Annotated in this window: 21 protein-coding genes; 15 read left to right on the forward strand and 6 right to left on the reverse strand. The window is 70.0% G+C overall.

Translation table 11 applies throughout. The features are described 5' to 3' along the window. The gene (locus tag ACFQU3_RS08960; RefSeq protein WP_385908835.1) at positions 1-1,362 is read right to left on the reverse strand and encodes a hypothetical protein; all 1,362 of its coding nucleotides are present in this window, start codon (positions 1,360-1,362) and stop codon (positions 1-3) included. Between the two features lie 227 nt (positions 1,363-1,589). Here ACFQU3_RS08960 and ACFQU3_RS08965 point away from each other — a divergent pair, with 227 nt between their 5' ends. The 12 genes from ACFQU3_RS08965 (at position 1,590) to ACFQU3_RS09020 (ending at position 13,641) form a co-directional block, all read left to right on the forward strand. Further along, positions 1,590-1,760, forward strand: a complete 171-nt coding sequence (locus ACFQU3_RS08965; RefSeq protein ID WP_344066403.1) for a Flp family type IVb pilin — start codon at positions 1,590-1,592, stop codon at positions 1,758-1,760. 130 nt (positions 1,761-1,890) lie between these two features. Beyond that, positions 1,891-2,061, forward strand: coding sequence for a Flp family type IVb pilin (locus ACFQU3_RS08970; RefSeq protein ID WP_188031048.1), 171 nt, complete (start codon positions 1,891-1,893; stop codon positions 2,059-2,061). A 69-nt stretch (positions 2,062-2,130) separates the two neighbouring features. Further along, a complete protein-coding gene (locus ACFQU3_RS08975; protein ID WP_385908837.1) occupies positions 2,131-2,538 on the forward strand; it encodes a TadE/TadG family type IV pilus assembly protein in 408 nt (135 codons plus the stop codon). A gap of 56 nt (positions 2,539-2,594) precedes the next feature. Then, a complete protein-coding gene (locus tag ACFQU3_RS08980; protein ID WP_385908839.1) occupies positions 2,595-3,773 on the forward strand; it encodes a Tad domain-containing protein in 1,179 nt (392 codons plus the stop codon). 42 nt (positions 3,774-3,815) lie between these two features. Then, complete coding sequence (locus ACFQU3_RS08985; RefSeq protein ID WP_385908841.1) at positions 3,816-4,613, forward strand: RcpC/CpaB family pilus assembly protein; 798 nt, start codon at positions 3,816-3,818, stop codon at positions 4,611-4,613. Continuing rightward, positions 4,610-5,782, forward strand: a complete 1,173-nt coding sequence (locus ACFQU3_RS08990; RefSeq protein ID WP_385908842.1) for a CpaE family protein — start codon at positions 4,610-4,612, stop codon at positions 5,780-5,782. Before ACFQU3_RS08985 ends, ACFQU3_RS08990 begins: the two co-directional genes overlap by 4 nt. Beyond that, a complete protein-coding gene (locus ACFQU3_RS08995; protein ID WP_385908844.1) occupies positions 5,779-7,167 on the forward strand; it encodes a CpaF family protein in 1,389 nt (462 codons plus the stop codon). The genes ACFQU3_RS08990 and ACFQU3_RS08995 overlap by 4 nt, the downstream gene beginning before the upstream one ends. Positions 7,168-7,196: 29 nt before the next feature. Next, entirely contained in the window at positions 7,197-9,164 is a 1,968-nt protein-coding gene (locus ACFQU3_RS09000) for a type II secretion system F family protein (protein WP_385908846.1), read from the forward strand. A 1-nt stretch (position 9,165) separates the two neighbouring features. Then, entirely contained in the window at positions 9,166-10,080 is a 915-nt protein-coding gene (locus ACFQU3_RS09005; RefSeq protein ID WP_385908849.1) for a type II secretion system F family protein, read from the forward strand. 69 nt (positions 10,081-10,149) lie between these two features. After that, on the forward strand, positions 10,150-11,514 hold the full coding sequence (locus ACFQU3_RS09010; protein WP_385908851.1) for a hypothetical protein: 1,365 nt from the start codon (positions 10,150-10,152) through the stop codon (positions 11,512-11,514). A gap of 2 nt (positions 11,515-11,516) precedes the next feature. After that, the gene (locus tag ACFQU3_RS09015) at positions 11,517-12,431 is read left to right on the forward strand and encodes a glycosyltransferase 87 family protein (protein ID WP_385909509.1); all 915 of its coding nucleotides are present in this window, start codon (positions 11,517-11,519) and stop codon (positions 12,429-12,431) included. Positions 12,432-12,540: 109 nt separating this feature from the next. Then, positions 12,541-13,641 carry an acyltransferase family protein gene (locus ACFQU3_RS09020; protein WP_385908853.1) on the forward strand — a complete coding sequence of 367 codons (1,101 nt, stop codon included), beginning with the start codon at positions 12,541-12,543 and terminating at the stop codon, positions 13,639-13,641. 56 nt (positions 13,642-13,697) lie between these two features. On the opposite strand, the gene ACFQU3_RS09025 is transcribed toward ACFQU3_RS09020, so the two are convergent. Continuing rightward, positions 13,698-14,402 carry a class I SAM-dependent methyltransferase gene (locus ACFQU3_RS09025; RefSeq protein WP_385908854.1) on the reverse strand — a complete coding sequence of 235 codons (705 nt, stop codon included), beginning with the start codon at positions 14,400-14,402 and terminating at the stop codon, positions 13,698-13,700. Positions 14,403-14,849: 447 nt separating this feature from the next. Further along, positions 14,850-15,395 (reverse strand): NADPH-dependent FMN reductase, encoded by a 546-nt coding sequence (locus tag ACFQU3_RS09030; protein WP_385908855.1) that lies wholly within the window; start codon positions 15,393-15,395, stop codon positions 14,850-14,852. Between the two features lie 214 nt (positions 15,396-15,609). Between ACFQU3_RS09030 and ACFQU3_RS09035 the strand changes: the two genes are divergently transcribed. Beyond that, entirely contained in the window at positions 15,610-16,845 is a 1,236-nt protein-coding gene (locus ACFQU3_RS09035; protein ID WP_385908857.1) for a DUF222 domain-containing protein, read from the forward strand. A gap of 281 nt (positions 16,846-17,126) precedes the next feature. Here the strand turns inward: ACFQU3_RS09035 and ACFQU3_RS09040 are convergent, their stop codons facing one another. The 3 genes from ACFQU3_RS09040 to ACFQU3_RS09050 all read right to left on the reverse strand — a co-directional run bounded on the left by ACFQU3_RS09040 (position 17,127) and on the right by ACFQU3_RS09050 (position 23,506). Then, positions 17,127-19,034, reverse strand: a complete 1,908-nt coding sequence (locus tag ACFQU3_RS09040) for a DEAD/DEAH box helicase (protein WP_385908859.1) — start codon at positions 19,032-19,034, stop codon at positions 17,127-17,129. 46 nt (positions 19,035-19,080) lie between these two features. Continuing rightward, positions 19,081-22,584: a hypothetical protein gene (locus tag ACFQU3_RS09045; protein WP_385908861.1), complete on the reverse strand. Its 3,504-nt coding sequence runs from the start codon at positions 22,582-22,584 to the stop codon at positions 19,081-19,083. 199 nt (positions 22,585-22,783) lie between these two features. Further along, positions 22,784-23,506 (reverse strand): hypothetical protein, encoded by a 723-nt coding sequence (locus tag ACFQU3_RS09050; protein WP_385908863.1) that lies wholly within the window; start codon positions 23,504-23,506, stop codon positions 22,784-22,786. A gap of 258 nt (positions 23,507-23,764) precedes the next feature. On the opposite strand from ACFQU3_RS09050, the gene ACFQU3_RS09055 reads away from it, so the two are divergent. Continuing rightward, the gene (locus ACFQU3_RS09055; protein WP_385908865.1) at positions 23,765-25,897 is read left to right on the forward strand and encodes a sensor histidine kinase; all 2,133 of its coding nucleotides are present in this window, start codon (positions 23,765-23,767) and stop codon (positions 25,895-25,897) included. Between the two features lie 15 nt (positions 25,898-25,912). Continuing rightward, a complete protein-coding gene (locus tag ACFQU3_RS09060) occupies positions 25,913-26,638 on the forward strand; it encodes a response regulator (RefSeq protein WP_385908867.1) in 726 nt (241 codons plus the stop codon). Positions 26,639-26,654: the final 16 nt, after the last annotated feature.

A 26,654-nucleotide genomic window follows, 5' to 3' on the forward strand; every position in this document is an offset into this window, starting at 1 on the left:
CTACCGGCTGAACAGCCTGTAGGTCCCGAAGCTCGTCGCGCGCGCGAGACCTGCAGCCGCTGCCGCGCGGGCCTGGACCGATCCGGGCACGGCCACGACGACGTCAGCATTCTCGAAGGCTGCGCGGGCGCCCTCGACGTCCCCGTTCATGAACGCGAGGTATGCCGCTTGATCCACTCGGCTGAACGCGTCGAGCGGGTTGCTGACCCAGACCGTGGCGCCTGCAGCGGCGAGCGACTCCGCGAGTGGCTCGGCGACGAGAACGACCCGACCCTTGGTGGCGTCAGCGATCCGGGCTGCCTCTGCGTCCGCGGCGCGGAAGGTCGGCGCCCGAACCCCGAGCACTACGGCGGCAACCGCGAGGCAGGCGATGCTGACCACGGACGGCACCGCCTTTGACAGTCGCGTCGTGGCCGCCTCGTGGCCGGGACGCGTCCACGTCGTGGCGGCCGGGACGGCGAGGAAGAGGAGCAGCCAGATGCCGTGGCGCGCGGCGAGGCCCGAGGCGACCGCTAGTCCCAGCAGGGCTGCGTACTCCCAGACAGGTCTGCGGCGTCGGAAAGTCATGGCCACCAAGACGACGGCGGCGAGCAGAAGCAGCACGTCGAAGGGATTGGAGAGGCTGAGGCGGCTCCACATCCCCGAGTCGTCGCTCGTGGCCTCCCCGCTAAACACACCCAGGTAGTAGCGGGGGGCCGCCAGCAGGCCCGGGTTGAGGCAGGTGGCCGCCAGCGCAGCGATGCCGACACCGACAGCCGTCAGCGGTGACTGCCGTAGCCGGGAGAAGGCCAGGTAGCAGCCGAGCACTGCCACACCGGCGAGAACGGCGCCGTGCAGGTTGCCCCACAGAGCGACGAGCGGGACTGCCCACCAGATCGCGGTGGACGGGTGGTCGTGCTGGCGTCGGAGGAGAACCAGCAGGACCGCATACGGCAGGAGCGACAACAGCTGCGCCCGTGCGATGAGGAGCGGCGCGGCGGCGCCGATGGCGACGGCGACGAGCACCGCCGACGTCGCGACCGGCCTCGATCCGCGGGAGGTCGCATCCCACGCGAGGGTCGAGAGCGCCAACGCGACGACCACGACCTGCGCTATGACAACTCCGAGGCTCCCGGCCTCGTACACGAGCGAGAAGACCAGCTGACCGAGCGCCGTCGTGTTGACCCAGTCCGTGGAAAGCGCTGTGGCAAAAGGGATTCCGGCCGGAACCGCGCCGGCGCGGCGGATCTCGTCACCGAGGGCCGGCAGCCACAACGCATCGGATCCCACGACCGTGAGCGCCGCTGCCAGGATCGTCAGCATGCCGAGGGTCAGGACGGCGAGCAGGTGGGCCGGTGCTCGCCGAGCTCGTGCGCGTGGCATGCCTGGCAAGGTCCCTCCGTGATCTGGCGCCGTAGCGGGCGCTGAGCTCGCCGAGGGCGGTCCCCGACCGCTCCACGGTGCCACCGCGGAACGACCCAAAGATGACGTTTGGGCGCCGTGTCGCGATCTTTCAAGCATTTTCAAGACACGCCGTCAAGACCAACCTAATCTTCCATCAGCGGGGGGCACATCGGGTGGCCCTGCATCACTGGGAGGAACCCTTCATCATGACCAAGATTGCTGCCAAGGTCCAGACGCTGCTCAACAAGGAGCGCGGCGCGACCGCCGTCGAGTACGGCCTGATGGTCGCCCTGATCGCTGTCGTGATCATCGCCGCCGTCACGCTCCTCGGCAACAACCTGTCGACGACCTTCAACAACGTCGCGACCAAGGTCTGAGCATTCGATACGGGCGCGAGGCCGGGGGGTCGGCCTCGCGCCCGCATCTGGTTCGTGGGCCGTGGGCACGCGAACTCATCGCAAGTCAGATAGTCCGGCCACAGGGCCACCAGTCAGGGAGGAAACCCAAATGACCAAGCTCGCTGCAAAGATCCAGAGCCGTCTCACGTCCGAGCGCGGCGCCACCGCCGTCGAGTACGGCCTCATGGTCGCTCTGATCGCCGTCGTGATCATCGCCGCCGTGACGCTGCTCGGCAACAACCTGTCGACGACGTTCAACAACGTCGCGACGCAGGTCTGACACTTAGCTCGACGTCCACGCCAGGGGGGCAGTGGACGGCAGGACCAACCATGGGGAGGGCGATCTGGCATGGCCAGAACTGAACGCGGCGCATCAGCCGTGGAGTTCGCGATCGTCCTCCCTGTGCTGTTTCTCGTCATCGCCGGCATCGTCGACTTCGGTAGGTACTTCTTCACCCAGATCCAGCTGACGAACGCAGCCCGTGAAGGTGCCCGGGCAGCGGTCGTGCTGCCGTCTCCGGCCGCTTCGGACATGACCGCGATCACCCAGCGTGCTCTGGCTGGGGCGGCTGGCGTTCCTGGCGCTGCGGCGTCGGTGATCGCCACGTGCCCAGCCCCCTCGCCGTCGTATGCGACGGTCCGGGTCACGGCCACGTTCGACTGGATCATCATGAAGCCGGCCATCCAGATGATCGGCGGGAACTGGGGCCTCAACGGCCCCGTCGTGGCGAACGGAGTAATGCAATGTGGCGGTTGAAGCTTCAGGCGCGACACGCGCGGCGAACCCGCGAGCGCGGTGCAGTGGCGGTCATCGTGACAGTTCTCGTGGGGGGTGGCGTCGTCATGGGCATGCTGGCCCTGAGCGTCGACATCGGCCAGATCATGTCCGAGCGTCGCGAGCTGCAGAACGGCGCGGACGCCTCGGCGATGGCGCTGGCTCAGCTCTGTGCGAAGAACGACTCGAGGTGCGTGCAGACGACCACGGACACCACCGCGGCCACCGCGGTCAAGCCGTTGGCCAATGCAAACGCGAAGGACCATCTCTCCGCGGTGTCGAACGTGTGCGCAAACGCCGTCACGACGATCACTGTGGCCTGCGAAACACCCAACGCCTCTGAGCTGGCCAAGTGCGGCCCCACGCCCGGATGGCTGGTCTCCGGCATCCCGTACGTCGAGGTCAAGACGAAGACCGAGACGTCCGTGGGGAGCGCAGTACTCACGCCCTTCGCCAAGGCGTTGACGGGCAACTCTGCAAACAATGGAAGCACGGTGTACGCGTGTGCGCGGTCCGCGTGGGGATCGCCTGGCCAGTACACCGCCAAGGTGCCGATCGTGGTCTCCGAGTGCGAGTGGAAGAACAACACGAGCAACGGCACCGTGTACCAGACCGGCCCGGCCGGCGCTGCTCCGGGTTATGGGACGGCGTCGGGCCAGACTCCGTGGCCTGCGACTTCGGCGGAGATCACGATCTACCTCAAGAGCACGACCACAGTTCCGTGCGCGATCAACGGCAAGGACACCGCAGGCGGATTCGGCTACGTCGATGACACCGCGGGTAACTGCGAAGCCGCCGTCAGCATCAACGACTGGGCCCGGATCGAGACCGGTAGTTCACCACCCAGTGGGTGCTACAACGAGATCGCAGCACTTCAGGGCTCCGTTGTCGAACTGCCGATCTTCGACTGTCTCGTCAAGGCGTCGTCGGTTCCGACCGGAGGCATCTCCGGCTACCCGGACTGCACAGGCGCCACCGGTGGCGGCGCCAACTCGTACTACCACGTCGTCGGCTGGGCGAAGTTCTACCTGACCGGGTTCAAGGTCGGCGGATCCCAGGAGGCGGCGAGCCTTCGAAGCGGAGTCGTCCCATGTAGCGGCGGCGACCGGTGCCTGTCCGGCTGGTACGTAACGGGCAGCCTCACCGGCCCGGGAACGATTGTTCCACCCACCAGCACCAACAACTTCGGCGCCAGCCTCGTGGCACCGGCCGGCTAATACAACTACGCATCACATGAACTTCTCTGGGGGGACCTGAGTATGAACCGTCGAATCCTTGCCGTTGTCGTGGCGCTGGCCCTGGCTGTCGGCGGCGGCGCGCTCGTCATCATGTACGCGCGCAACGCCGACGCCCGGGCCATCGCGGCCGAGTCGCCGTCCCCTGTGTGGGTGGCACAGGGGCCGATCCTGTCGGGCACGACCCTCAAGGACGCACAGCGCACGGGCCTCATCGCCCAGACCGCCGTTGCGGCCAAGGCCGTGCCGGTCGGCGCTCTCCAGGAGATCAACGCCGACAACAACGCGCTGCTCGCCATGTCCGACATCGCGCCTGGTGAGTACCTGCTGGCGGCCCGGTTCGGGACGACGCCGGTCGGCACCAAGGCCATCGAGATCCCGAGCGGCATGCTCGCCGTGTCGCTGTCGCTCTCCGACCCGGCCCGAGTCGGCAAGTTCGTCACGCCGGGCTCGCACATCGCGCTCTACCAGACGTACAAGATCAAGGACCTGCGTGACACCCCCGAGGCGAAGATCCTCAACGAGAATGACGTGAGCGGCACGAGCATGCTGCTGCCCGACGTGCTCGTCATCGCCATGGGAGACGCGCCACTCGCGGGACAGGCCGCGCAGCCCGCGGTCGAGGGGCAGCCCGCAACCGCAGCCGGTGCCAGCGGTGGCTACCTCGTCACGGTCGCGGTCAAGCCGGCCGACGCGGCTGTGCTCATCCACGGCATCAACCGGCGCCAGCTCTACGCAGGTCTGCGCGGCTCGGACGTGAAGCTGGACCCCTCCGCCGAGATCACGGATCTCCAGCTGCGAGACGCGGTGACGGGCCAATGACCATCCTCTGGGACTTCGATCCCGCAGCAGCCGACACGTACCGCTTCGCCCTCGGTGGTGACGCCGTCCATCTGAACTCCGGCCCGCGCGTCAGCCGCGCGCTCGAGGAGGACCCCAACCAGTCGCTCGTCGTCATCGGGCCCGACATCGACCTGGACTCGGCGTGCGACCTTGCCGAGCGGGAGCGTGTCGACCGGCCCGAGCTCGGGGTCATTCTGCTCCGTCACCGTCTCGACGTCACGGCCCTCGCCCAGGCTCTGCGCAGTGGCGTGCGTGAGGTCGTCCAGGCGGACGACCAGAACGCGCTCGCCGACGCGGTGCGCCGCTCGGTGGCCCTGACGCAGCAGCTGAGCGGACACGGCACGCACGTCGGTGGCCGGGACGGCAAGATCATCACGGTCTTCAGCGCCAAGGGCGGCGTTGGCAAGACGACGATGTCGACCAACCTCGCGGTCTACCTCGCCTCGACCGGCGCCAAGACGCTGCTCGTCGACCTCGACCTCATGTTCGGTGACGTCGCGATCAGCCTCCAGCTCCAGCCGCCCGGCTCGGTGCGTGACGTCGTGGCGATGAGCGGGCACCTCGACGACCAGGGCGTGCAGTCCGTCGTCACCCGTCACGAGGAGAGCGGGCTCGACGTCATCGCGGCGCCGACTGACCCCGCCGACGCCGACCGCGTCCCGTCGCACGTCGTCATCGAGCTGCTCCGCGTCGCCCGCGGCCAGTACGACTACGTCCTCGTCGACACACCGCCGTCGTTCACAGAGCACGTGCTCGCCGCGTTCGACGTCAGCGACCTCACGGTGCTCATTGCGACGCTGGACATCCCTGCGGTCAAGAACCTCCGCATCGCCATCAACACCCTCGACACGCTGGGCGCCTCCAAGGAGTCGCGGACCATCGTGCTCAACCGCTCCGACGCCAAGGTCGGGCTCAAGCCTGAGGACGTCGAGGCGGCCCTCAAGACACCGATCTCGGCGAACGTGCCCAACAGCCTCACGGTTCCGGCCTCCGTGAACCGTGGTGTCGCGCTCGTCCTCGACGACCCGCGCAACCCGGTGTCGCTTGCGATCCGCGACTTCGCCGACCAGGAGATCCGTCGCCGCTTCGGCGAGGAGCTGCAGAACGGCGCGAAGCGCAGCTTCGGCCTGCTGAGGAGCAAGCGATGAGCAACCTGGCCGACCGCCTCGACCGCGCCCGCGCGAGCCAGATCGTCGAGCCCAACAACAACAATCACGCCCAGGTGCGCAACAACGGCGAGCCGGTCCGTCGGCGCGGGGTCGACCCCTTCGCCAAGGTCAAGGAGCGCGTGCACCAGGCGCTCGTCGCCTCGCTGGGTCCGCGGCTCTACGACCCGAACCTCAGCGAGACCGAGCTCGCCTCCCAGGTGCGCACCACGCTGCAGGAGGTCATCGACCTCGAGCAGACGCCGCTCTCGCACTCCGACCGCACCCGCATCGCGCAGGACGTCTCCGATGACATCCTCGGCCACGGTCCGCTCGAGCCCTACCTGCGTGACGCAGAGGTCTCCGAGATCATGGTCAACGGTCCGGACGACATCTACATCGAGCGCGCCGGCAAGATCTACCCGGTGGACGCCCGCTTCGCGGACGAGTCGCATCTGCGCCGCACGATCGACAAGATCGTCGGCCGCGTCGGACGCCGTGTCGACGAGTCGAGCCCGATGGTCGACGCCCGTCTGCCCGACGGTTCGCGTGTCAACGCGGTCGTGCCGCCGATCGCCCTCGACGGCTCGATGCTGACGATCCGAAAGTTCTCGGCCGACCCGTTCACCGCCAAGGACCTCATCTCGTTCGGCACGATGACGCCCAACGTCAGGGACTTCCTCGACGCGTGCGTCAAGGGCCGCCGCAACATCATCATCAGCGGGGGCACCGGCTCCGGCAAGACGACGACGCTCAACGTCATCAGCTCCTTCCTGCCGCACGACGAGCGCATCGTCACGATCGAGGACGCCGCCGAGCTCCAGCTCCAGCAGCAGCACGTGCTGCGTCTCGAGGCGCGCCCGGCCAACATCGAGGGCCGCGGCCTCATCTCGATCCGCGAGCTCGTCAAGAACTGCCTGCGTATGCGCCCCGACCGCATCATCGTCGGTGAGATCCGCGACGGTGCCGCCCTCGACATGCTGCAGGCCATGAACACCGGCCACGACGGCTCGATCACGACGGTCCACGCCAACTCGCCCCGAGACAGCCTCGCGCGTCTCGAGACCATGGTGCTCATGGCTGGCGTCGAGCTGCCCGTCCGGGCCATCCGTGAGCAGGTGTCCGGCGCCGTCGACCTGATCGTCCAGCAGTCGCGCCTCAAGGACGGCACGCGGCGCATCGTCGCGATCTCCGAGGTCGTCGGCATGGAGTCCGACGTCATCACGCTCCAGGACATCTTCACGTTCAACTACGGCGCCGGCCGCGACGAGAACGGCCGCTTCCTCGGCGGACTCGTGCCGACCGGCATCCGTCCGAAGTTCACGTCAGATCTCGCGGACGTGGGTGTCGAGCTGCCCGTCTCGCTCTTCGCGCGGTCAGTGCTGTGATCCGCGCGACCCGACGGCTCATCACAGGGTTGACCGCCCTCGCGGTCGGCCTCGTGGTCGTGCCCGCCGGTGCTGCTTCGGCCGGCGACCCGGTGACCGTGGGCCTGAGCAGCGTGAAGGCGAGCACGAACGCGTCGTCGTCGACGCTCTCCGGGGTCATCACCCTCACGAGCAAGAGCGACGTGCGGATCGAGTCGGGCAGCCTGACAGTCAAGGTCGAGAGGGAGACGTTCCCGGTCACGCTCAAGCAGCCCCAGAAGCTCGACCGTCGCGCGATGCTCGTCATCGACACGAGCGGCTCGATGGGTGCACAGGGCATGTCGACGGTCCGCAAGGCCTCCGCCACGTACCTCAGGACAGTGCCTGCGGACGTCAAGGTCGGGGTCGCCTCGTTCGCGAGCACCGCAGGCGTGGACCTCGCGCCCACGCTCGATCGTGCGGCAGCCCAGCGGGTCATCAACGGCCTTGCTGCGCGCGGTGACACGAGCCTGTATGCCGGCATGGAGAGTGCCGCTGCCGCGCTTGGTGGAGGGGGCGACCGCAGCATCGTGCTGTTGAGCGACGGTGCCGACACCGTGGCCGACAACAAGGCCAAGGCCCTTCAGGACGCTGTCGCCAAGGTCAAGGCAGGTGACGTGCGCGTCGACGTCGTGCGCTTCAAGTCGAACGACCCGGACGCGACACAGGCTCTTCGCGCTTTCGCCGCCGCCAACGGCGGGTCGGTCGTCTCCGCGGATGACACCGCCGCGGTGACCTCCGCCTTCCAGGCCTCTGCGCAGGCCCTGAACCGCCAGGTGCAGTTCACCGTCGCGATCCCCAAGTCGCTCACGGGTGCCCACGCCTACGACGTCTCCGGCCGCGCCAACGGCACCAACTTCCGGTTCGTCCGCCGTGTCGACTTCGGCACTCCCGGCGCAGCGCCGGCGCCGACGCCGACGCCGGCGGCCACTGCCGTTGCGCCGACCCCGGTTCAGCAGGCCGCGGGTGTCGTCGGCTTGCGTCCCGTGACCTTCCAGGACCGGACGCCGTACATCGCCGGGGGTCTGCTCGCACTCGCCCTCTTCGTCGTCCTGTCGACCTCGCTCATGCCGACGCTCCAGACCAAGCGTGAGCGCCGTCTCGCCTCCCTCGACTCCTATGTCATCGGTGACGGTGTCGCGTTGTCCCGCCAGGAGATGAAGGCCGCCCAGAGCACGATCACGGCGCAGCTGCTCGACATGGGCGACCGCGTCATGAAGGACCGCAAGTCGACGAGCAAGACGATGGCCCTCATCGAGCGGGCGGATCTTCCTTTCCGCGCCGGCGAGTGGCTCGTCCTGCGCATCGTCGCGGTGATCGTCGCGGGCGCGGCCGGCCTCGTCCTCGCCGGAGAGGCCAAGATCGTCGGCCTCGTCGCCGGCGCGGTCTTCGGCCTGATCGCCATGCCACTCTTCCTGCGCGTCGCCGCGTCTCGACGTTCCAAGAAGTTCGAGGCCCAGCTGCCGCAGATCCTGTTGCTCGTGTCGACCAGCCTCCGCAGCGGCTTCGGTCTCCCGCAGGCCCTCGAGGCTGTCGCCCGCGACGCCGCCGAGCCGGCCGGCAAGGAGTTCAGCCGGGCCCTCGCCGAGACGCGCATCGGCACCGAGATGCCCGACGCGCTCGAACGCATCGGCAACCGCATGGAGAGCACATCCATGCGGTGGACGGTCATGGCCATCCGCATCCAGCGCGAGGTCGGCGGCAACCTCGCCGAGACGCTGCGTACGACGGCGGGCACGCTCCGCGAGCGCGAGTCTCTGCACCGCCAGGTCGCGACGCTTTCGGCCGAGGGACGCCTGTCGGCCTACATCCTCGTGGCGTTGCCGATCTTCCTGTTCTTCTACATGATGCGCGTCAACTACGAGTACGTCAGTCTCCTCTGGACGACCACCCCTGGTCTCTTCATGAGCGTCTTCGGGCTCGTCGCTCTCGGTGCCGGCATCCTCTGGATGCGCCAAGTCGTGAAGATCGAGGTGTGACGTGAACGTGAACCCCATCTACCTCGCTGCCGGACTGCTCGGCCTCGGCCTGCTCATCGCCGTGCTCAGCGTCAGCTTCAGTGGCGGCGAGCCTCGCGGGGTCGCCAAGTCCCTCATGCTCATCGAGAGCTCGGTCGACAGCCGCAGCGTCGTCACGACCGAGCTCGCGGCCAAGGACCGCCTCGTGGCGCCAATCCTCAACCGCACCAAGGGCCTCGCTCGAGCGCTGTCGCCCAGTGGCACGGATGCGCGCTACTCGCTCATGCTCGACCAGGCCGGAAACCCCGCGGGCTGGACGGTGGAGCGCATCCTCGGCCTCAAGGGCGCTGCCCTGCTCATCGGTCTGGTGCTCGGCGCCTTCTACGGCAAGTTCCAGGCCGTGAGCATCATCTACGCCCTGGGCGCCGGCATGGGCCTCTTCTTCCTGCCCGATCTGCTCATCAAGAACGTCGCGCTCCGCCGCCAGGAGCAGACGAGCAAGAGTCTCGCCGACGCGCTCGACATGCTCAGCGTCTGCGTCGAAGCCGGACAGGGCTTCGACTCCGCGCTGCTCCAGGTGGCTCGCAACGTCGACGGCCCGATCGCCGGCGAGTTCGCCCGCGTGCTATCCGAGATCCAGATCGGGAAGTCCCGCGGAGAGGCCTTCTCGGCGATGGGCGCACGTGTCACCCTTCCAGAGGTGAGGAACTTCATCACAGCCCTCGTGCAGGCCGACCGGCTCGGCCTCCCCATCGCCGGCGTGCTGCGGGAGCAGACCGTCAACATGCGTCTCGTCCGTCGCCAGAAGGCTGAGGAGAAGGCGCAGAAGGTGACGATCAAGATCCTCTTCCCGCTGATGTTCTGCATCCTGCCGGCCCTCTTCATCGTCATCATCGGCCCGGGTGGCATCCGCATGATGCAGGCCTTCGGCGGCTGATCAGGGTCCGTGCCCGTCGTAACCAGCTCGGAGCGATCCGCCGACGAGGCGCCTTTCGCATCGTCCCCGGTGGCTCGGATCGGCTGGCTGCTACCAGCCTTCCTCCTGCTGCTCTTCGTGCTCAAGCCGCTCGGACCGGTCAAGGACCCGGACGCGTACTGGCATGTGGTCGCTGGCGAACACCTCCAGCAGACACGGCAGTTCGTCCTCGACGACCCGTTCGGGGCCGCGACCGAGAACGTCTGGATCCTCAACCAGTGGCTGCCCGAGCTGATCATGCACTGGGCGCACACGGCATACGGCCTGGCCGGTGTCGCCTGGCTCCTGTGTCTCGGGTCGCTGCTCATCGGTGTCGCTGTGCTCGCCTCATGCCGCCGGTGGTCGTCCCCGCTCGCGAGCGCTCTCGTCGTCGCTGTGGCCTTCGTGGCGTTGAGCGGGAGTCTGTCCCCGCGGCCGCAGCTGGTGACGTTCGCGCTGACCGCCGTAACGACGAGTGCGTGGTTGCTCACTCGCGAGGACGGGCGGGCCCGCTGGTGGCTCGTGCCGCTCACGTGGCTCTGGGCGTGCAGCCACGGCATGTGGTTCGTCGGGCCGGTCGTCGGAGGGGCCGTTGTCGTGGGCCTCGTGCTCGAACGCCGGGTGGCGCCGCGATCGGCGGCGCGGTTGGCCGTCGTGCCAGCGCTTTCGGTGGTGTTCGCGGGCGTGACGCCGGTCGGCCCGACGCTCTACACGTCGCCCTTCCAGGTCAGTGGTGTCACCGAGCTCATCAGCGAGTGGCAACCGCCCGGGCTGGGCGACCCGGCTCTGATCGCTGCTCTCGCGCTCGTCGCGCTCGTGGTCGTCGACCAGATGCGCCGAGATCGTCTCGAGTGGACGGCGGTCCTCCTCACCCTCGTCGCCATGATGCTGGCGCTCTCGTGGGCGCGTACGGTCGGGCTCGCGGCTGTCGTGCTGGCTCCTCTGGCCGCCAAGGCAATTCAGCGACTGATGCGTCAACCTGTCTCCCGCGCGCGGCGTCGAGAACGACTCGCTGCGGGATCCGCTGGTGCGGTGGCGCTGGGTGTTGCGGCCCTGCTCGCGCCGTCCGTGGCGGCAACACCGGCCATCGGACCGAACGGTCTGGAGGCTGCCCTCTCGCGGTTGCCCGCGGGCACTGTGGTCTGCAACGACCAGGCCGACGGGGGCTGGCTCATGCTCCGCCATCCAGACCTCAAGCCGACGATGGACACCCGGGTCGAGCTCTACACCGTCGAACGCATCCAGGCGTACCTCGCGTTCATGTCGGCCGGTCCGGGTTGGCAGACCTACCCTGCTGAGGTGAGGTGCACGTATGCCGTCCTGCCGAGTGACGCCGCCGTCGTGCCCGCGCTCCGGTGGAGCGGCGGGTGGCAGGTCGTCGAGCAGGCGGGCGGCTACGTGCTGCTGCTGTCGTGACGATGGGACAGGGCCGCGACGCCGGGGCCGAGAACGACGAGGCGTTGGTCGATGCGGGAACGGCTGCCAGGCAAGGAGACTCGCTCCGGTCCGAGCACGCTCATGCGGACGGTGCGTCCGAGCGGTCGGTGGCTGACGTGGGGCGGGCGGCCGTGTGGATCGCGTTGGTGCCCGCGTTGTGGCTGCTCTTCGGCAGCCGCATCGGGACCTTCGGCACGGACTCGGCGCACGCGTACTGGAACGTCTGGCGCGTCGGGCCCTATGCCCTGCCCCCCGGTTCGCCCGACGCCTTCAACTACTCGCCGGCGTTCGCGCAGGTCGTCTACCCGCTGACCCTGTTGCCGTGGCCGGTGTTCCTCACGATCTGGTCGCTGCTCCTCGCTGCCGCGCTCGTCTGGCTACTCTGGCCCCTGCGCCCACGGTGGCGCTGGCTGGTGCTCGCGTACGTCGGGCCCCCTGCGCTGCTCATCGGCAACATCGAGGCATTCCTCGCGGTTGCTGCGGTCTGCGGCCTGCGGCACCCGGCCTCCTGGGCGTTCCCCCTCCTGACCAAGGTCACGCCAGGTCTCGGTCCGCTGTGGTTCGTCGTGCGGCGTGAGTGGCGCCAGGCGGCTGTGGCCGTGGTGTCGACCGCTGTCGTCGTGTTGGCCTCTTGGGCGCTCTCGCCCGGGCTGTGGACGCGGTGGTGGGACTTCGTCGTCGACGCGCCCACCCCACCTACGCAGGACCACTACCCGCCTTTGGAGTTCCGGCTAGTCGCTGCCTTTGGCGTACTCGTGTGGGGAGCCGTCAAGGGTCGTCGGGGCGCGATCGCCGTGGCGATGATGCTGGCCATGCCCTTGTGGTCGAGCGGTGTGCTGGTGGTCCTTGCGGCCATCCCCAGGCTGCGCCGCGAGGACCGTTCGCCGCATTCGTAGCCCCACGACAGTCCGATTTATGCCATCTTGTGCGCATTCGAATTCAACTGGGTGACAAGGGTTTTCGCATTCTCGGGTGAGCGTGCGAGCGCTCGGGCACTCTTGGCCCATGCCGAACTGGGGGAGTGGGGGCACGGCGTCCGTCCACACACGACTTGCGGGGCGCAACAACGCCCTCAACGCACTCCGCCTGCTCCTCGCGACCTTTGTCGTCGTCGACCACTCCTTCAAGGCGGCCACCGGCCAACCCGGGCCGTGGCCCTACCTCGGTGGCTTCGCGGTCGACGGCTTCTTCGCGATCTCGGGCTACCTGATCGCCGGGAGCCGTTCACGCATGGAGCTGCCAGCCTTCCTGTGGCGACGGGTCGTGCGCCTCATGCCTGCCTACTGGGCGCTGCTCCTCTTCACCGCGCTCCTCGTGGCGCCGCTGTCAACGATCGTGTCCGGAACCGACTATGAGTGGGGTGGCGGGGCGAGCTACGTCGTGCGCAACTCGCTCCTCTTCACGACGCAGATGGGCATCGACGGAACCCCTGCCGGCGTCGCGTACCACGGCCTCTGGAATGCCGCGACGTGGAGCCTTCCGTACGAGGCCGCGGCCTACGTCGTCTTCGGGCTTCTCGTGGCGCTTCCCTGGTTCCGAGCGCGAGCGGCTGCCATCCTCTGCGTGGGCCTCGCCGCCTGTGTCACCGTCCAGTTCGGCGCCGGCATCGGCGCCGCTGTGGCCCCAGAGCTCACCCGGCTGTGGTCGTTCTTCGCCGCCGGCGTGCTGCTGTGGTTCGTGCGCGAGCGGCTCCCACGGTCGGTGTTCGCCGGTGTCAGCGCTGGTGGTTTCGTCGTTGCGATGCTCGCCCTCGATCGCGGCTGGTACCTCGCGCTGGCTCCCGTCCCGCTCGCGTTCCTGCTGCTGTGGCTCGGGGCGCGCCTGCCCGTGCGCGTCGGAGTTCGGAACGACATCTCCTACGGCACGTACCTCTTCGCCTTCCCGCTGCAGCAGCTCCTCGCCATCGCGCACGTGCCGACAGCGGTGGGGCCCTTCTGGTTCGCGGTGCTCTCGGTCGCGGTGACCGTGCCGGTCGCCTGGGCGTCCTGGCTGCTCGTCGAGAAGCCGTCGATGAAGTTGCGCCGGCTCGTCCCCGCGGGCCCCCGACCTGCTCCCGCGCCGTCGGCGACGGCACGCGAGGCGCTCGGTCGGCCGGTCGTCGGCTGAGGGCAGGACATACCGCGTGCGGGCGCCTCGGCCAGCTCCCATCGCGCAGCCTGCGGTCAGCGGGTGGAGGATTCTCCGGCCAGCCGGGCCCTGACCGCGTCGTGGTCGCTCATCAACAACGAGTGACGCCGGTCGGCGAGGGACGCCAGGTGACCGAGGCCATAGCTCACGGCGGGTCGGCGCACCATCGCCTTGGTCAGCGGCGACAGCTTGCCGCGGTAGAACAGGTGGACGAGCGAGCTCGTAACGACCCCGTCGAAGCCAAGTCGATGCGCCAGCTTCTTGAGGGATGCCCGCGTGTAGAAGGTGATGTGCTGCCCGGACTCGAGCGCGTAGTAGTCCCAGTCGGTCGGACCCGGGGTCGGCGACGGCAGGATCTGCGTGGTGGCGATCAGGCGGTCGGTGCTTGCGGCCAGCGGGGCCAGCGAGACGACAGGATGGGTCAGGTGCTCGAGCACTTCGAAGGCGGTCACGAGGTCGTAGCGGTCGGTGGTGGGGTCGGCCACCTCGTGGCCCTCGGCGAACATGTTCTCTGCCATTGGGTCGTTGTGGACGAAGTCATAGCCGCGGTCGCGCATCAGCCGGGTGAGAGTGCCGTAACCGCCGGCCCAGTCGAGGAATCGACCGGTCCGCAGCCGCTCGGTCCGCAGCACGCTGGCGGTCACGCTGGCCAGAGTCTGGCAGCGGTCCAAGAGGCCTACGTCTAGCTTGCCGATGGCGTCGCCATACGCGTCATCCAGCCAGGTCGGCTCCAGCGCCATCACGGTCCCGCACGAGGGGCAGCGGCCGTATGTGACGTTGACGTGGCCGAGGACCTGAGCCTCGGCGAAGAATTCTGTCGGCGTCTCGCAGACGCGGCACGGCTCAGACAAGGCCACTCCTCGTCCGGCGGTCGCCGTCAATCGTGTCGGGACAACCGGCGTACAGGGTGCCCCTGATCCTCGTCATGCCGGGAGACTAGCGGCGTGGCCGAGGTCCCGGGCGGGTTCCGCGTTCTCCTTCCATCGGCTTTCAAACACGTTCGGAAGTGCACAACCGCACCCGGGGCCTGACCACGGTCTCCCGGCTCCACGCATCGGGAGCCTTGAGGCGGTCGCCGCCGGGGCAGCCTCGAGCCGGCACCGCAGCCTGACCCGACCGACCGGGTCGGAGTTGCGCGTCAGGCGGTTGATCAGACCCTTCGCGGAGGCCGGGGTCAGGTCATCGCATCAGACAGTGGCGGTGACAGGCTCCTCGACCTTGGTTGCAAGGGACTCGAGGAGCCGAGCCAGCTCGGCCTGTCGCTCGGGCGTGACGTCGAGGGCGCCCTCGGGCGACACGTCCTGGGTGAACACGAGGCCGGTCGAGCCGACGACGTCGGCCTTGACGTGGCCGAGGACCTTGGCGAGGTCGGCGGTGGCGTCGGTCGCACCGTTCCAGCCGTAGCCGACGAGCGCGATGGGCTTGGCGTCCCACTCGGCGAAGAGGTAGTCGATCGCGTTCTTGATCGGCGCCGGGAAGCTGCGGTTGTACTGCGGCGTGACGATGACGATGGCGTCGGACTCGAAGACCTTCGAGGCCCATTCCTTCGTGTGCGGCTTGGCGTAGTTGCCGTTGCGCGGCATGTCCTCCTCGTCGAAGAACGGCAGCGACGACAGGTCGAGCAGGCCGACCTCCCACTCGCTCGCGGGCACCTGCGCGGCCACCCACTCGGCGATCTTGGGACCGATGCGGCCGGGGCGGGTGCTGGACACGACGATTCGAAGTTGCTTCACGTTTCAACTAACTACCACAGTGGTCTGGAAAGTCCCTGCGGGCCGTGCTTGCAGTGTGCGTCGGCTCACACACCGCGGCCGTATGCCGTCCACGTGGTGAGAAGGACGGCGCGGCTTGCGGGACGACGCCGAGAAGCACCTGCGACCGACGGTCGTCGTCGGGAGTCGCATGACGGCGTCATGCATTGTCAGCGGTCGGTCGTAGGGTTCTTACATGAGTACCGCGGCGGCCGTAGAGAGCGAGAGCCTCGTCGATGTGCTGCGCTCGATGGCCGACACGCTGCGCACCCTCGCCCGTGACTTTCCGACGTGGTCGCTGCCCGAGGGTGCCGTCGGTGAGGTCATCGGCCAGGCGCAGACCGTGCGCGAGCTGAGCCACACGCTGACCGCCGTGCTCGCGCGCGAGGCCAGCTCGCGTGGGCTGGGCAATGACACCGGGCTGTCCGCAGCCGACTGGGTTCGGGTGCAGGCGGACGGTCTCGACGGGCCGCAGGCTGCCGCACTGACCCGCGTGGGTGCGGCCATGAACGAGCCGCACTGGGCTCGGCTGGCCGAGCGAGTCGCGGCCGCCGAGGTGTCGGTCGAGCACGCCGCGGCCATCGTCCGCTTCCACGACGACGTGGCCCGCATCGCCGATCCGGAGCACCTCGCGGGCATCGTTGACTCGATGGTCGAGGCGTGCGACGTCCTGACCGGCCGAGAGCTGCGCCGGCTCATCAGCCACGCCAGAGCCACCCTCAAGCCGCCGGCCGAGCTCGAGTCCGAGCAGGCGGTCCAGCGCCTGGGTCGGTCCTTCCGCAGGGTGCGCTCCTGCGCCGGCTTCACCGTCTTCGAGCTACGGCTCGACGCCGAGGGGGCGGCGATCGTCGAGGCGGCGATCGACCGCCTGGCCAGGCCGCGCCCCGAGCTCGCTCTCGACGGCGGTGTCGGTGAGGTCGACCCGCGCACCCCGGCGACGCGTCGCGCGGATGCCCTGCTCGAGGTCATCGGCCGCGGAGTGGGCGCGTCTGAGGGGATGACCCGGTCACCCCGGTCGACGCTCGTCATCACGATGACGCTCGAGGCGCTGCTCGAGCAGGTCCGAGGTGTCGGCCTGCTCGACAACGACGCTGCCCTGTCGCCGTCGGCGGTGCGGAGGCTGGCCTGCGAGGCCGGCATCGTGCCGATGGTGCTCGGGGCGCCTTCGGAGGTGCTCGACCTCGGCTACACCAAGCGACTCTTCACACCAGCGCAGCGCCGGGCGCTCGCCGTCCGCGACAAGGGCTGCACGTATCCGGGTTGCACGGTCCCGCCGATGTGGTGTGAGGCCCACCACGTGGTGCACTGGCTCCACGGCGGGCCCACCGACCTCTGCAACGGTGCCCTGCTCTGCGGCCGGCACCACACCGTGGTCCACCAGCGTGGACTGACCGCGACGGTCACCGCGTTCGGGGTCACCTGGCACCTGTAGCTGCCCCGCCCCGCACCCCGCCAGAGCGCGCGGGGTCGCAGGCATGTACCCGGCCAGGTCCGTGGCCTTTCGCCGTGTCCAAGTCATCTCCTGGCCGCGTCCCGGCGGCCCCGACGTGAGTGTGCGCGCTTCCGAGCTCCCGGTCACTCACCCGGTCGAGTGGGCACTTTCACCCGGGCGAGAGCGCCCATCCGACGGTGAGCCGCGGGTGAAAGTGCCCACTCGACGTTCTTCTGGGGTCGGGTGGGCGGTCTGAGCCCGCCGGGCGGGGGGCTTGAGGATCAGCCCTTGTGGCGGGGCTTCTTGTTGCGCGGTGGGGCCGACCGGTCGTCAGCGAACGGGCGGTCACGGCGCTCCGAGGACGTCGACCGGCCCGCCGGGCGTTCCTCGTCACGAGTCAGGTCGATGAGCTGCCCGGAGATTCGGGTGCCGCGCAGGCCCTCCCACGCGCTGGGCGGCAGGTCCGCCGGGAGCTCGACCAGGGAGTGGTCGCCGCGGATGTCGATGTGCCCGAAGTCCTGACGCTGCAGACCGCCCTCGTTCGCGATCGCACCGACGATCTGGCGCGGCTCCACCTGATGCCTCCTGCCGACCGCGATCCGGTAGGTGGCGAGTGAGGCGTTGGGTCCGCCCCGCCGTCCCGTCCGATCGTCTCGAGCCCCAGGGCGCCCGGTCCCACCGCGGTCGCCGCCGCGCCCGCCACCCCGCTCGCCACCCCGCTCGCCACCCCGGCCGGTGTCCCGGCCACGCTCACGGGCACCACGGGCGTCGAACTGCCGTGCAGGACGCACCGGCTCGGGGTCGAGCAGCATCGGTTCGTCCCCCTGCAGCACGACGGCGAGGGCTGCGGCGACATCCGCCTCAGGGACGTTGTGCTCGTCGACGTAGTGGGCGATGACGCTGCGGAAGAAGTCGACCTTGTCGGTGGACAGCGCTTCGGTGATCGCGTCGTCGAATCGGCTCAGGCGTGTGGCATTGATGTCCTCGACCGTGGGCAGGTTCATCGGCGCGAGCGACTGTCGCGTGGCCTTCTCGATCGCCTTGAGCAGGTGACGCTCGCGCGGAGTCACGAACGAGATGGCGTCTCCGCTGCGGCCGGCACGGCCGGTGCGACCGATCCGGTGGACGTACGACTCCGTGTCGGTCGGGATGTCGTAGTTCACGACGTGGCTGATCCGCTCGACGTCGAGGCCGCGGGCGGCGACATCGGTCGCGACGAGGATGTCGAGCTTGCCCGACTTGAGCTGGCCGACGGTGCGCTCGCGCTGGTTCTGGGCGATGTCACCGTTGATCGCCATCGCGGAGAACCCTCGCGCACGAAGCTTCTCCGCGAGCGTCTCGGTCTCGTTCTTGGTCCGGACGAAGACGATCATGCCCTCGAAGTTCTCCACCTCGAGGATGCGGGTCAGGGCCTCGACCTTCTGCGGGTACGACACCATCAGGTAGCGCTGCGCGATGTTCGGCGCCGTCGTCGTCTTCGTCTCGACGGTGATCTCGACGGCGTCGCGCAGGTACTTCTTCGAGATGCGCCGGATCTGGGCCGGCATCGTCGCGGAGAACAGCGCCACGTGCTTCTCGTCCGGGGTGTCGGCGAGGATGGTCTCCACGTCCTCGGCGAAGCCCATCTTGAGCATCTCGTCCGCTTCGTCGAGCACCAGGAAGCGCAGCTGGCTCAGGTCGAGCGTCCCCTTCTCCAGGTGGTCCATGATGCGGCCCGGCGTGCCGACCACGATGTGCACGCCGCGACGCAGCGCACTCAGCTGCACGCCGTACGCCTGCCCGCCGTAGACGGGGAGCACGTGCACGCCCGGGAGGCGGGCGGCATACCGCTCGAACGCCTCGCAGACCTGAAGGGCCAGCTCGCGTGTCGGGGCGAGGACGAGCGCCTGGGGCGCCTTCTGCTTGAGGTCGAGCTGGCTCAGGATCGGGAGCGCGAACGCCGCCGTCTTGCCGGTACCGGTCTGCGCCAGCCCGACGACGTGCCGGCCCTGGAGCAGCGCCGGGATGGTCGCCTCCTGGATCGGCGACGGGTGCTCGTAACCGACGTCCCGAAGTCCCTTGAGCACGCGTTCGTCGAGCCCGAGGTCGGCGAACGACACACGGTCGGGTGGCGGTGACCCGTCCACCGTTGTGGGGGTCTCGGGTTCGGCCGACTCGGCGGACGGGGACTCGGCGCTGCGCTCACTCACCCCCTGACGGTAGTCCGTCGCGGGCGTCCTCGTCGTGCCCGCTCGGCTACCGACGGAAGACCTCGCTGGCGGAGGGGGCGACGTCGAACCCGCCGAGGTAGTGGCCCTGCGCCAGCCAGTCGTCCTCGACGTCACCCAGCTCGACGTTGACCTCTCCGTCGACCGCGCGACCCTCGCGCACGATCGCCTTCTCGGGTGCGCCCTCGGGCCAGACAGTGACGAGGACGGTCCCGTCGGCCCCGGAGCCGTCGTCGACCACCTCAACGCGGCCGAACGTGTGGCCCCCGTGGCGGGCGAACTTCACCCAGCGCGTGGCCCGCGCCGACCGGACGAGCACGTGCGCCCCTCCGGTGACGAAGCCCTCGCACGTGTCGTGGTCGTCGGCTATGCCGGTGAGGCGCACGCTGTTCGGCTCCTTGTAGATCAGCTCGCGACGCTCCAGCGCCTCGTGCCCGAGCAGCGGGTCACCGATGAGCGACTCGGTGAGGAACATGACGTCGCGCTCCTCTCCCGGCTGGAGGTGCACCCACGCGTGCTCGACGTAGGTGCGGGCGTAGCCACTCGTCTGCCTCACCTGCACGCGGCAGTCAGCCGCAGCGGGGAGCGGGTTCGTCACCTTGACGAAGCCGATCTCGCGCGTCGAGGGCGACGCGCTGACCGAGATGAGCTGCGTGTGGTTCGACTGCGCCTCGTTGTTGTCCCGGGTGATCTCGCGGATGGTCGGGTCGACGGGGTCGGCGTACTCCGCGATCCGGGCCACGACGCAGTAGTGCGGCCGGATGCTGAGGAACGGAATGGCCGAGAGCGGCGGCGGCACCCAGGCCACGCTCGACGTGAACTCCACGGTCGCGCCGGTCGGCACGTCGTGGGTGTCGCTGCCGAGCGGTGTCTCCGCGCCGCTGCCGAGCGTGAAGTCCTTGACGAAGAAGTCGACCCGCACACCTCGGGCGTTGAGCAGGCCGGGGTTGCGCACGGTCGCGACGATCCGGTTGTCGTGACCCTCCCAGGGGATGTCGCGGAAACGGCTGTCGGCGGCGTTGCGGGCGTTGGTGACCCGAAGGTCCGGGCTCTTCCAGTTCGTGCTCGGCGCCCACGGACGGATCTGCGGGTCGGGCTTAGAGTCGCCGTACTGGATGCGGACCTGCGCCGAGTCCGCACTGGTGCTCACGACGCTCATCCGGAAGTCGTTCGGGTAGCCGGGGTCCGACGTGTCCTGCTCGCGGTAGTCGTCACCCGACTGGAACTCACCGTTGTCGTTGTCGGAGTCGTTCTTGAGCCGCAGGATGTTGCGCCGGTCCGTCGGCTCGGTGCCGGACCGGCAGTCCACGCCGATCACGGTGCGGTCGGCCGGGACGTCCTGGTCGCTCGTCGACGACGGCAGCTCGCGGCGGTACTCGAAGTAGTAGTTGTGCCCGTCGGCGATGCGCACCTCGACCGCGGAGAAGCGCCCGGCAGGCGGCGGCCCGAGGTCGGACGCGTGCAGCGTCACCGTCTCGTCCACCGGTCCCAGCGTGGCGAAGCTGAGGTTGCGCACGTGCGGGGCATCGACCCAGCCGAGCCGCATCTTCTCGACCACCGTGGTCTGCGGGAACTCCTCCTCCCACGACATGAGCGACCAGCTCGCGCCCGCCGCAGTCGTGCTGGCGAGGTCGCGGTCCTTGGCCCACTGCGGGTGGGCGGACCGCGCGTACTCGTCCGGCAGCCCGAGGTTGTGCCCGAGCTCGTGCGACACGGTCTCGCCCCGCACCCGGCCACTCGACTCGCGCGGCTCCCAGTCGTGCGGCATCGAGAACATCTGGATCGTCCGCATGATCGGCACGCTGATCTCGATGCTGCCGAAGGGAACCGGCACGCTGATGCGCTGGCGAGCCACCTCGAACGAGAGCTGGTAGGCGCCCGGCCGCGTCGCGCTCGGCCAGACGAAGCGGCCCGGGTTCGTGCCGGAGGCCGGGAGCGAGCGGACGACGAGGACGATCGAGTCCACGGTCATGAGGTCGAGGACGGGCGGGTTGCCTGCCGCGGCGGCGGCCTCGTTCTGGGCCCGGAGGTCGGCGACGGCCGCACGCGCGAAGCCCTCCCAGCCGTCGGTCTTCCCCGTCATCGTGTTGATGGTCGTGCCGTACGACGCCCAGCTGTTGGCGAGTCGGATCGGCCCGACGATGCCGGCGTTCGACAGGTCGAGCCGACCCTCCGAGACGTCGCGCCAGTAGCTGCGTGTGGACTCGAGGACCCCGCCGCGGGTGACGCCGTCGAAGACCTCGTTGCGCCACTCGGTGCGCAGCGTTCCCTGGTCGGCCGCGGACAGCGCTGTGCTGTCGTTGGTCTCGACGATGACGACGGCGACGTCCTTCGTGCCGAGCGCCGGTGTGACACCGAGGTTCTGGGGGACGAAGGGGTCGCCGCCGCCCCACGCGGGGTCGGGTGAGTCGACGCCGACGGTGCCGACGTGGCTCACCGGTGGTCCGTCCACGCCGTCCCACGCGTCGGTGATCTCGAACGGCTCACCGAGCAGCTCGTCCCCGGTGGTCCGGTCGTGGACGACGAGCTTGTAGGCGCCGGGCACCGCGCTCGCGGCGAGGACGACGGACGGCCGGTGCGCGAAGGTCGCGTCGCGTGACTGGGAGACGAGCCCGCCCTCCGGGGGCTCGACCCTGAAGATGAGGTCGTCGAGGGATATCCCTCCGGTGAGGGCGACGCCGACGCGTGCCCAGCTCGACAGGTAGAGCAGCTTGGCCGGCATCTCGAGCTGGACGCTCGGGGCGGGTGGCAGGTCGACGAGCACGAGTGCGTCGCCGATCCCCGCGATGAGGGCGGCGCCACCGCCCGGGCCGGGCGTCGCCGAGAGGTCGACGGACCACACGCGGGGGAGCCCGTCCTCGAGCACCACGGGCGCCGCCGCCGGCCGCTGCGTGTCGACGAGAAGGATGCGGCCGCGCGAGTCGGCAAGGGCGAGCTGGCCGCCGGCCGGGGCGACCCATGCGACGTCGCGGGCGAGCCCGAGATCCGGGATGACGGGACCGGCCACCCCGCTCGTCGCGTCGTAGGCCGCGAGGCTCGACTCGCTCGGCGCCGGGCCGGTCGAGCCACCGACCTGAAGGACCCAGGCGGACGGGTCTCCCATCCGCCGCGCGAGAGCGCGGGCGTTGCCGACGCCGCGAGCGATGACGCGCCCCTTGCCGGTGCCCGTGATCGGGATGCGGCCGTACGTACCCCCGTCGCGCGTCGCGACGACGTGGATCGACGCGCTCGCGACGTCCACCGCGAGCCCGCGAGCCCCCTTGAGCGACTTCAGCTTCCGCACGGACGGCGCCGCACCGAAGAGCACCTCCCAGACGCCGTTGGCCGCACACGCCGCGAACACGCCCGAGCCGGTCGGGTGCGCCGCGAGCCCGCTGACGACCCACCCCAGCGACAGGGTCTCGATCTCGGCTCCGGTCGCCTCGTAGCGGGTGAGGAGCCCCTGACCGGACGCGACGACGAAGGAGCCGTCCGGCAGGCCGCACACGGCGGAACCGCCCTTGATGCCGCTGGCGATCTTGGTCACGGACATGGCACACACCTGCCTCAGGTCGGACCACCCCTGCTGTGAGGGTGGCACGAATCCCAGTGGTGGGCAGCCGCTTTCGTGATACTTGGCCGGGTTCACGCTTGGCTTCACCAAGCGGACGTATGCCGCCCGCGCCCTGCAGCGACAGGGAGCGGACGGCATACGGCCGGGTGGTGCAGCGCGCGCAGGGTGAGCGCTGCGCTCAGTCGGTGGACCCGGTCAGCTCCGGCCGACGGGCCAGGAGCGCGCCGAGCGTCGCGTAGCCGACGAGCAGGTGGACGCCGCCCACCCAGCTCGAGACCGGCTCACCGAGGATGAGGAACGCCGGAACCGTGACGACGGCCCACGTCTCCGCCACGAGGGGCCAGGCTCGGAGGACGCTCCGCCACCGGCCGGCGAACGCGACCTTGATGCCGATGACGAACATGCCGAGCATCGACAGCGGCCAGAAGACGTCGAGCACCAGGACCGGGGCCGACTCGCGGACCGCGTCCGGTGCCACACCGTGGATCAGGGACCAGACGGACGCCAGTCCGAGCAGGACGTACTCGACGCGGATCATGATGCGGGCCGCCCGGCTCGTGCCGGTGGCGCGGGTGTGGAACATGACCGTGAGCAGGGCGAAGACGCCGAGCTGGAAGAGCAGGCCGGTCAGGTCGCCCACGCGGCCACCGAAGCCCGTGGCGTTGGTCCCGTAGACGAAGATCGACGCTGCCCACGCCACGGCGCCGCCCGTGAGGGCGAGGCCGAGCCGGCGCACCGTGGTCTGCGAGATGGACGGGCTCGTGCTGGTCGGTGTGCTGGTCGGTGTGGTGGTCGGCGTGCTGGTCGGCAGGGTGCTCGAGGGGGCCGCTGGGCCCGCGGTGGTGCGCCCCGGCGAGTCGGTGCGAGCGAGGGCCGGCTGGGTCGTGGTGCTGTCGTGCATGGCTGTCTCCATGGGGTGTCGTGATGGGGTGTCGTGATGGTGTGGTGATGCTCCGGTCGGGATCGGGTGGTCGTGGTCCGCTCGACCCGGTCCTCGGCACTGGGCCAGGTGGTCCGGCGCCGTTGGTATGACTCTCCCGGTCGTGCGTCCCGGGCCGGCAGGGTCGCGAGTCCGCTCGTTCGTCCCCATTCGTGTCCCGGGCAGGCCGGGACACGTGTCCTCGGGACAGCGGGACACCTTCCTTGCGATCATGCTCGGGTGCACGCGCACCCAGACCCTCGAGGGCAGCTCGCCGCGAGCGCGGCCGTCGTCGGGCTGGCCGCGTTCCTCGTCGCGCTGACGGGCGTCACGGTGTGGCTCGACGTGGCGAACGGCCGTACGGGCGTCCCGGCCGCTGCCGGGCTCGAGGCCGGCTGGGTCGGCTGCCTCACCGGGCTCGCCCAGCTGCTCCCGGGGCTGCTGCTCCTGCGCCGCCTGCCGCGCCACCCCGTCGCGTGGGTGCTCGTGGTCTCGGGCGCCGCGTGGGTCGTCGACTCCTTCGCGAGCAGCTGGACGGCATACGCCGTCTACACCAGCCCGGGGCTGCCCGCCGCGTCCGCCGCGTTCTACGTCTACCAGCGGCTCGGGGCCGCGCTCCTGCTCGGAATTCCCTTGCTGCTCCTGCTCTTTCCCGACGGTCGCCTGCCGCGCGCGCGGGGCTGGCGGACCGCGTCCGTCGTCTCGCTCGTCTTCACCGGGCTGCTGCCGGCCGTGCTCGCGTTCGTGCCGTCACACGTCGCCGAGGCGGTGACGGAGAGCTCGCTGACCCCCGAGCTGCGCACCCTCGACATCGACCCGGTCACCCTCCCGCTGCCGGATGCCGTGTGGCGGGTGCTGCTCGGCGTCGCCTTCGCGGGCATCTGGGTCTCCCTCCTCGTGCCCCTGGCCGTGGTCGTGCGACGCTACCGGGCCTCCACCGGTGAGCGGCGGCAGCAGCTGCGCTGGCTCGTGTGGGCCGCTGTCGTCGACGTCGTCGTGCTCGCCGCGGGCCTGCTCGCCCAGGACCCGCTCGCAGGTCTCCTGCTGGCCGTGGGCGTGGCGGTGACGTCGGCGGCCGTGGTCGTGGCGGTCACGCGTCACCGCCTCTACGAGATCGATCGGCTGCTGCCCGCAACGCTCGTGTATGCCGTGCTCGCCGTCATCGTCGTCGGCGTCGACGTCCTCGTCTTCGCGCTCGCGGGTGCCATTCTGGGACAACGGGACTCGGCTCTGGTCGCCATCGCCGTGGTGGCCGCGCTGTACGGCCCGCTGCGCGACCGGCTCACTGCGCTGGTGCGGAGGCTCCGACGCGGCTCGCGCGACGACCCGTATGCCGTCGTGTCGGCCCTCGCGGAGCGGCTCGAGGTGTCGAGCGACCCCTCCGAGCAGCTCCTGGCCGTGGCGCGGTCCGTGGCGGAGGCGTTCCGCTCGCCGTTCGTGCGCGTCGAGATCGAGCAGGGGTCGGGCGCGACGCTCCACGTCGAGCACGGCCGGCTCGTGGGCACCCCGGTCGTGCTGCCGGTCGTCTACCGCGGCGAGGCCGTGGGCCGGCTGCTGCTCGTGCCCGCCGGCCGCTCGACCCTGTCGGAGCGGGACCAGCGGCTGCTCGGCGACGTCGTGCGCCAGGCCGCGGCGGCGGCGCGGGCCAGCGAGCTGAGCCTGACGCTCCAGCGCTCGCGTGAGGCCATCGTCCTCGCCCGCGAGGAGGAACGGCGCCGGCTCCGCCGCGACCTGCACGACAGCCTCGGGCCGAGCCTCGGCGCAGTCACGCTGAGGATCGAGACGGCCCGCAACGTCGCGGGCCGGGACCCCGTCGAGGCGGACCGGCTGCTCGCGGCGGCGACTGCCGACGTCGCCGAGGTGCTGGCCGACGTCCGCCGGCTCGCGCACGACCTGCGGCCCCCGGCGCTCGACGAGCTCGGGCTCGTGTCGGCGGTCGAGGAGCAGGGGCGACGGCTGTCGTCCGAGTCGCTGGCGATCTCGGTGCGAGCCGGGCACCTCGGGGAGCTGCCGGCGGCGGTCGAGGTGGCGGCATACCGGATCGTGTCCGAGGCGCTCACCAACGTCGTCCGGCACGCGGCGGCCGCCGAGTGCGACGTGAGGCTGACGGTCGAGGGCGCCGGGCCGGACGAGGACGTCCTCGTCGTCGAGGTGCGGGACGACGGCCACGGCATCCCGTCAGACGTGGCTGCCGGGGTGGGCATGCTCTCGCTCCGGGAACGGGCGGCCGAGCTCGGGGGTACATGTGCGGTGACGTGTCCGCCGGACGGTGGCACGGTCGTGCGTGCGCAGCTGCCCGTCGGTGCCGCGCGTCCGGCGGGAGGGCCACGGCAGCAAGGGAACTCGGTGTCGGGAACGGTGTGGAGGACGTGATGGAGGAGTCGAGTGGTGTCTGAGTCGCAGCCGGGCAGGACCGGTGACGCCAAGGGGCACGGCGCCGGTGGTGAGCCGCACGGAGCCGCGGAGGGAGACGGCGCGATCCGCGTCGTGCTGGCCGACGACCACCCGGTCTATCGCGACGGCCTCGCCGCCCTGCTCGGTTCGGTCGGCGGCATCGAGGTCGTCGCGACGGCAGCGACCGGAGCCGAGGCCGTCTCGGCGGCTGCCGAGCACGAGCCGGACGTCGTCGTCATGGACGTGTCGATGCCCGTGCTCAACGGCATCGAAGCCACGCGCGCGGTGACGACGGCACACCCGCACATCGGCGTCGTCGTGCTGACGATGAGCGAGGACGACGCGACGGTGTTCTCGGCGATGCAGGCGGGGGCGCGCGGCTACCTGCTCAAGGGTGCCAACCAGGCCGAGATCGTCCGCGCCATCACCGCGGTCGCCGGGGGAGAGGCGATCTTCGGTCCGGCACTGGCCCGGCGGATCGCCGACTTCTTCGCGGCACGGACGCCCGTGGCCGAGTCGGCGTTTCCGCAGCTCACGGCGCGCGAGCGCGAGATCCTCGACCTCGTCGCGGCCGGGCGCTCGAACGCGCAGATCGCGTCCACTCTCTTCCTGTCGCCGAAGACGGTGCGCAACAACGTGTCGAACGTCTTCGCCAAGCTGCACGTCGCCGACCGGGCCGAGGCCATCGTCCGGGCCCGCGAGGCCGGCCTCGGCCGGTGACCCCTCGCCGGCGAGG

Origin of the sequence: Terrabacter sp. GCM10028922, from assembly GCF_042666095.1 — a bacterium.
Taxonomy (GTDB): Bacteria; Actinomycetota; Actinomycetes; order Actinomycetales; family Dermatophilaceae; genus Terrabacter.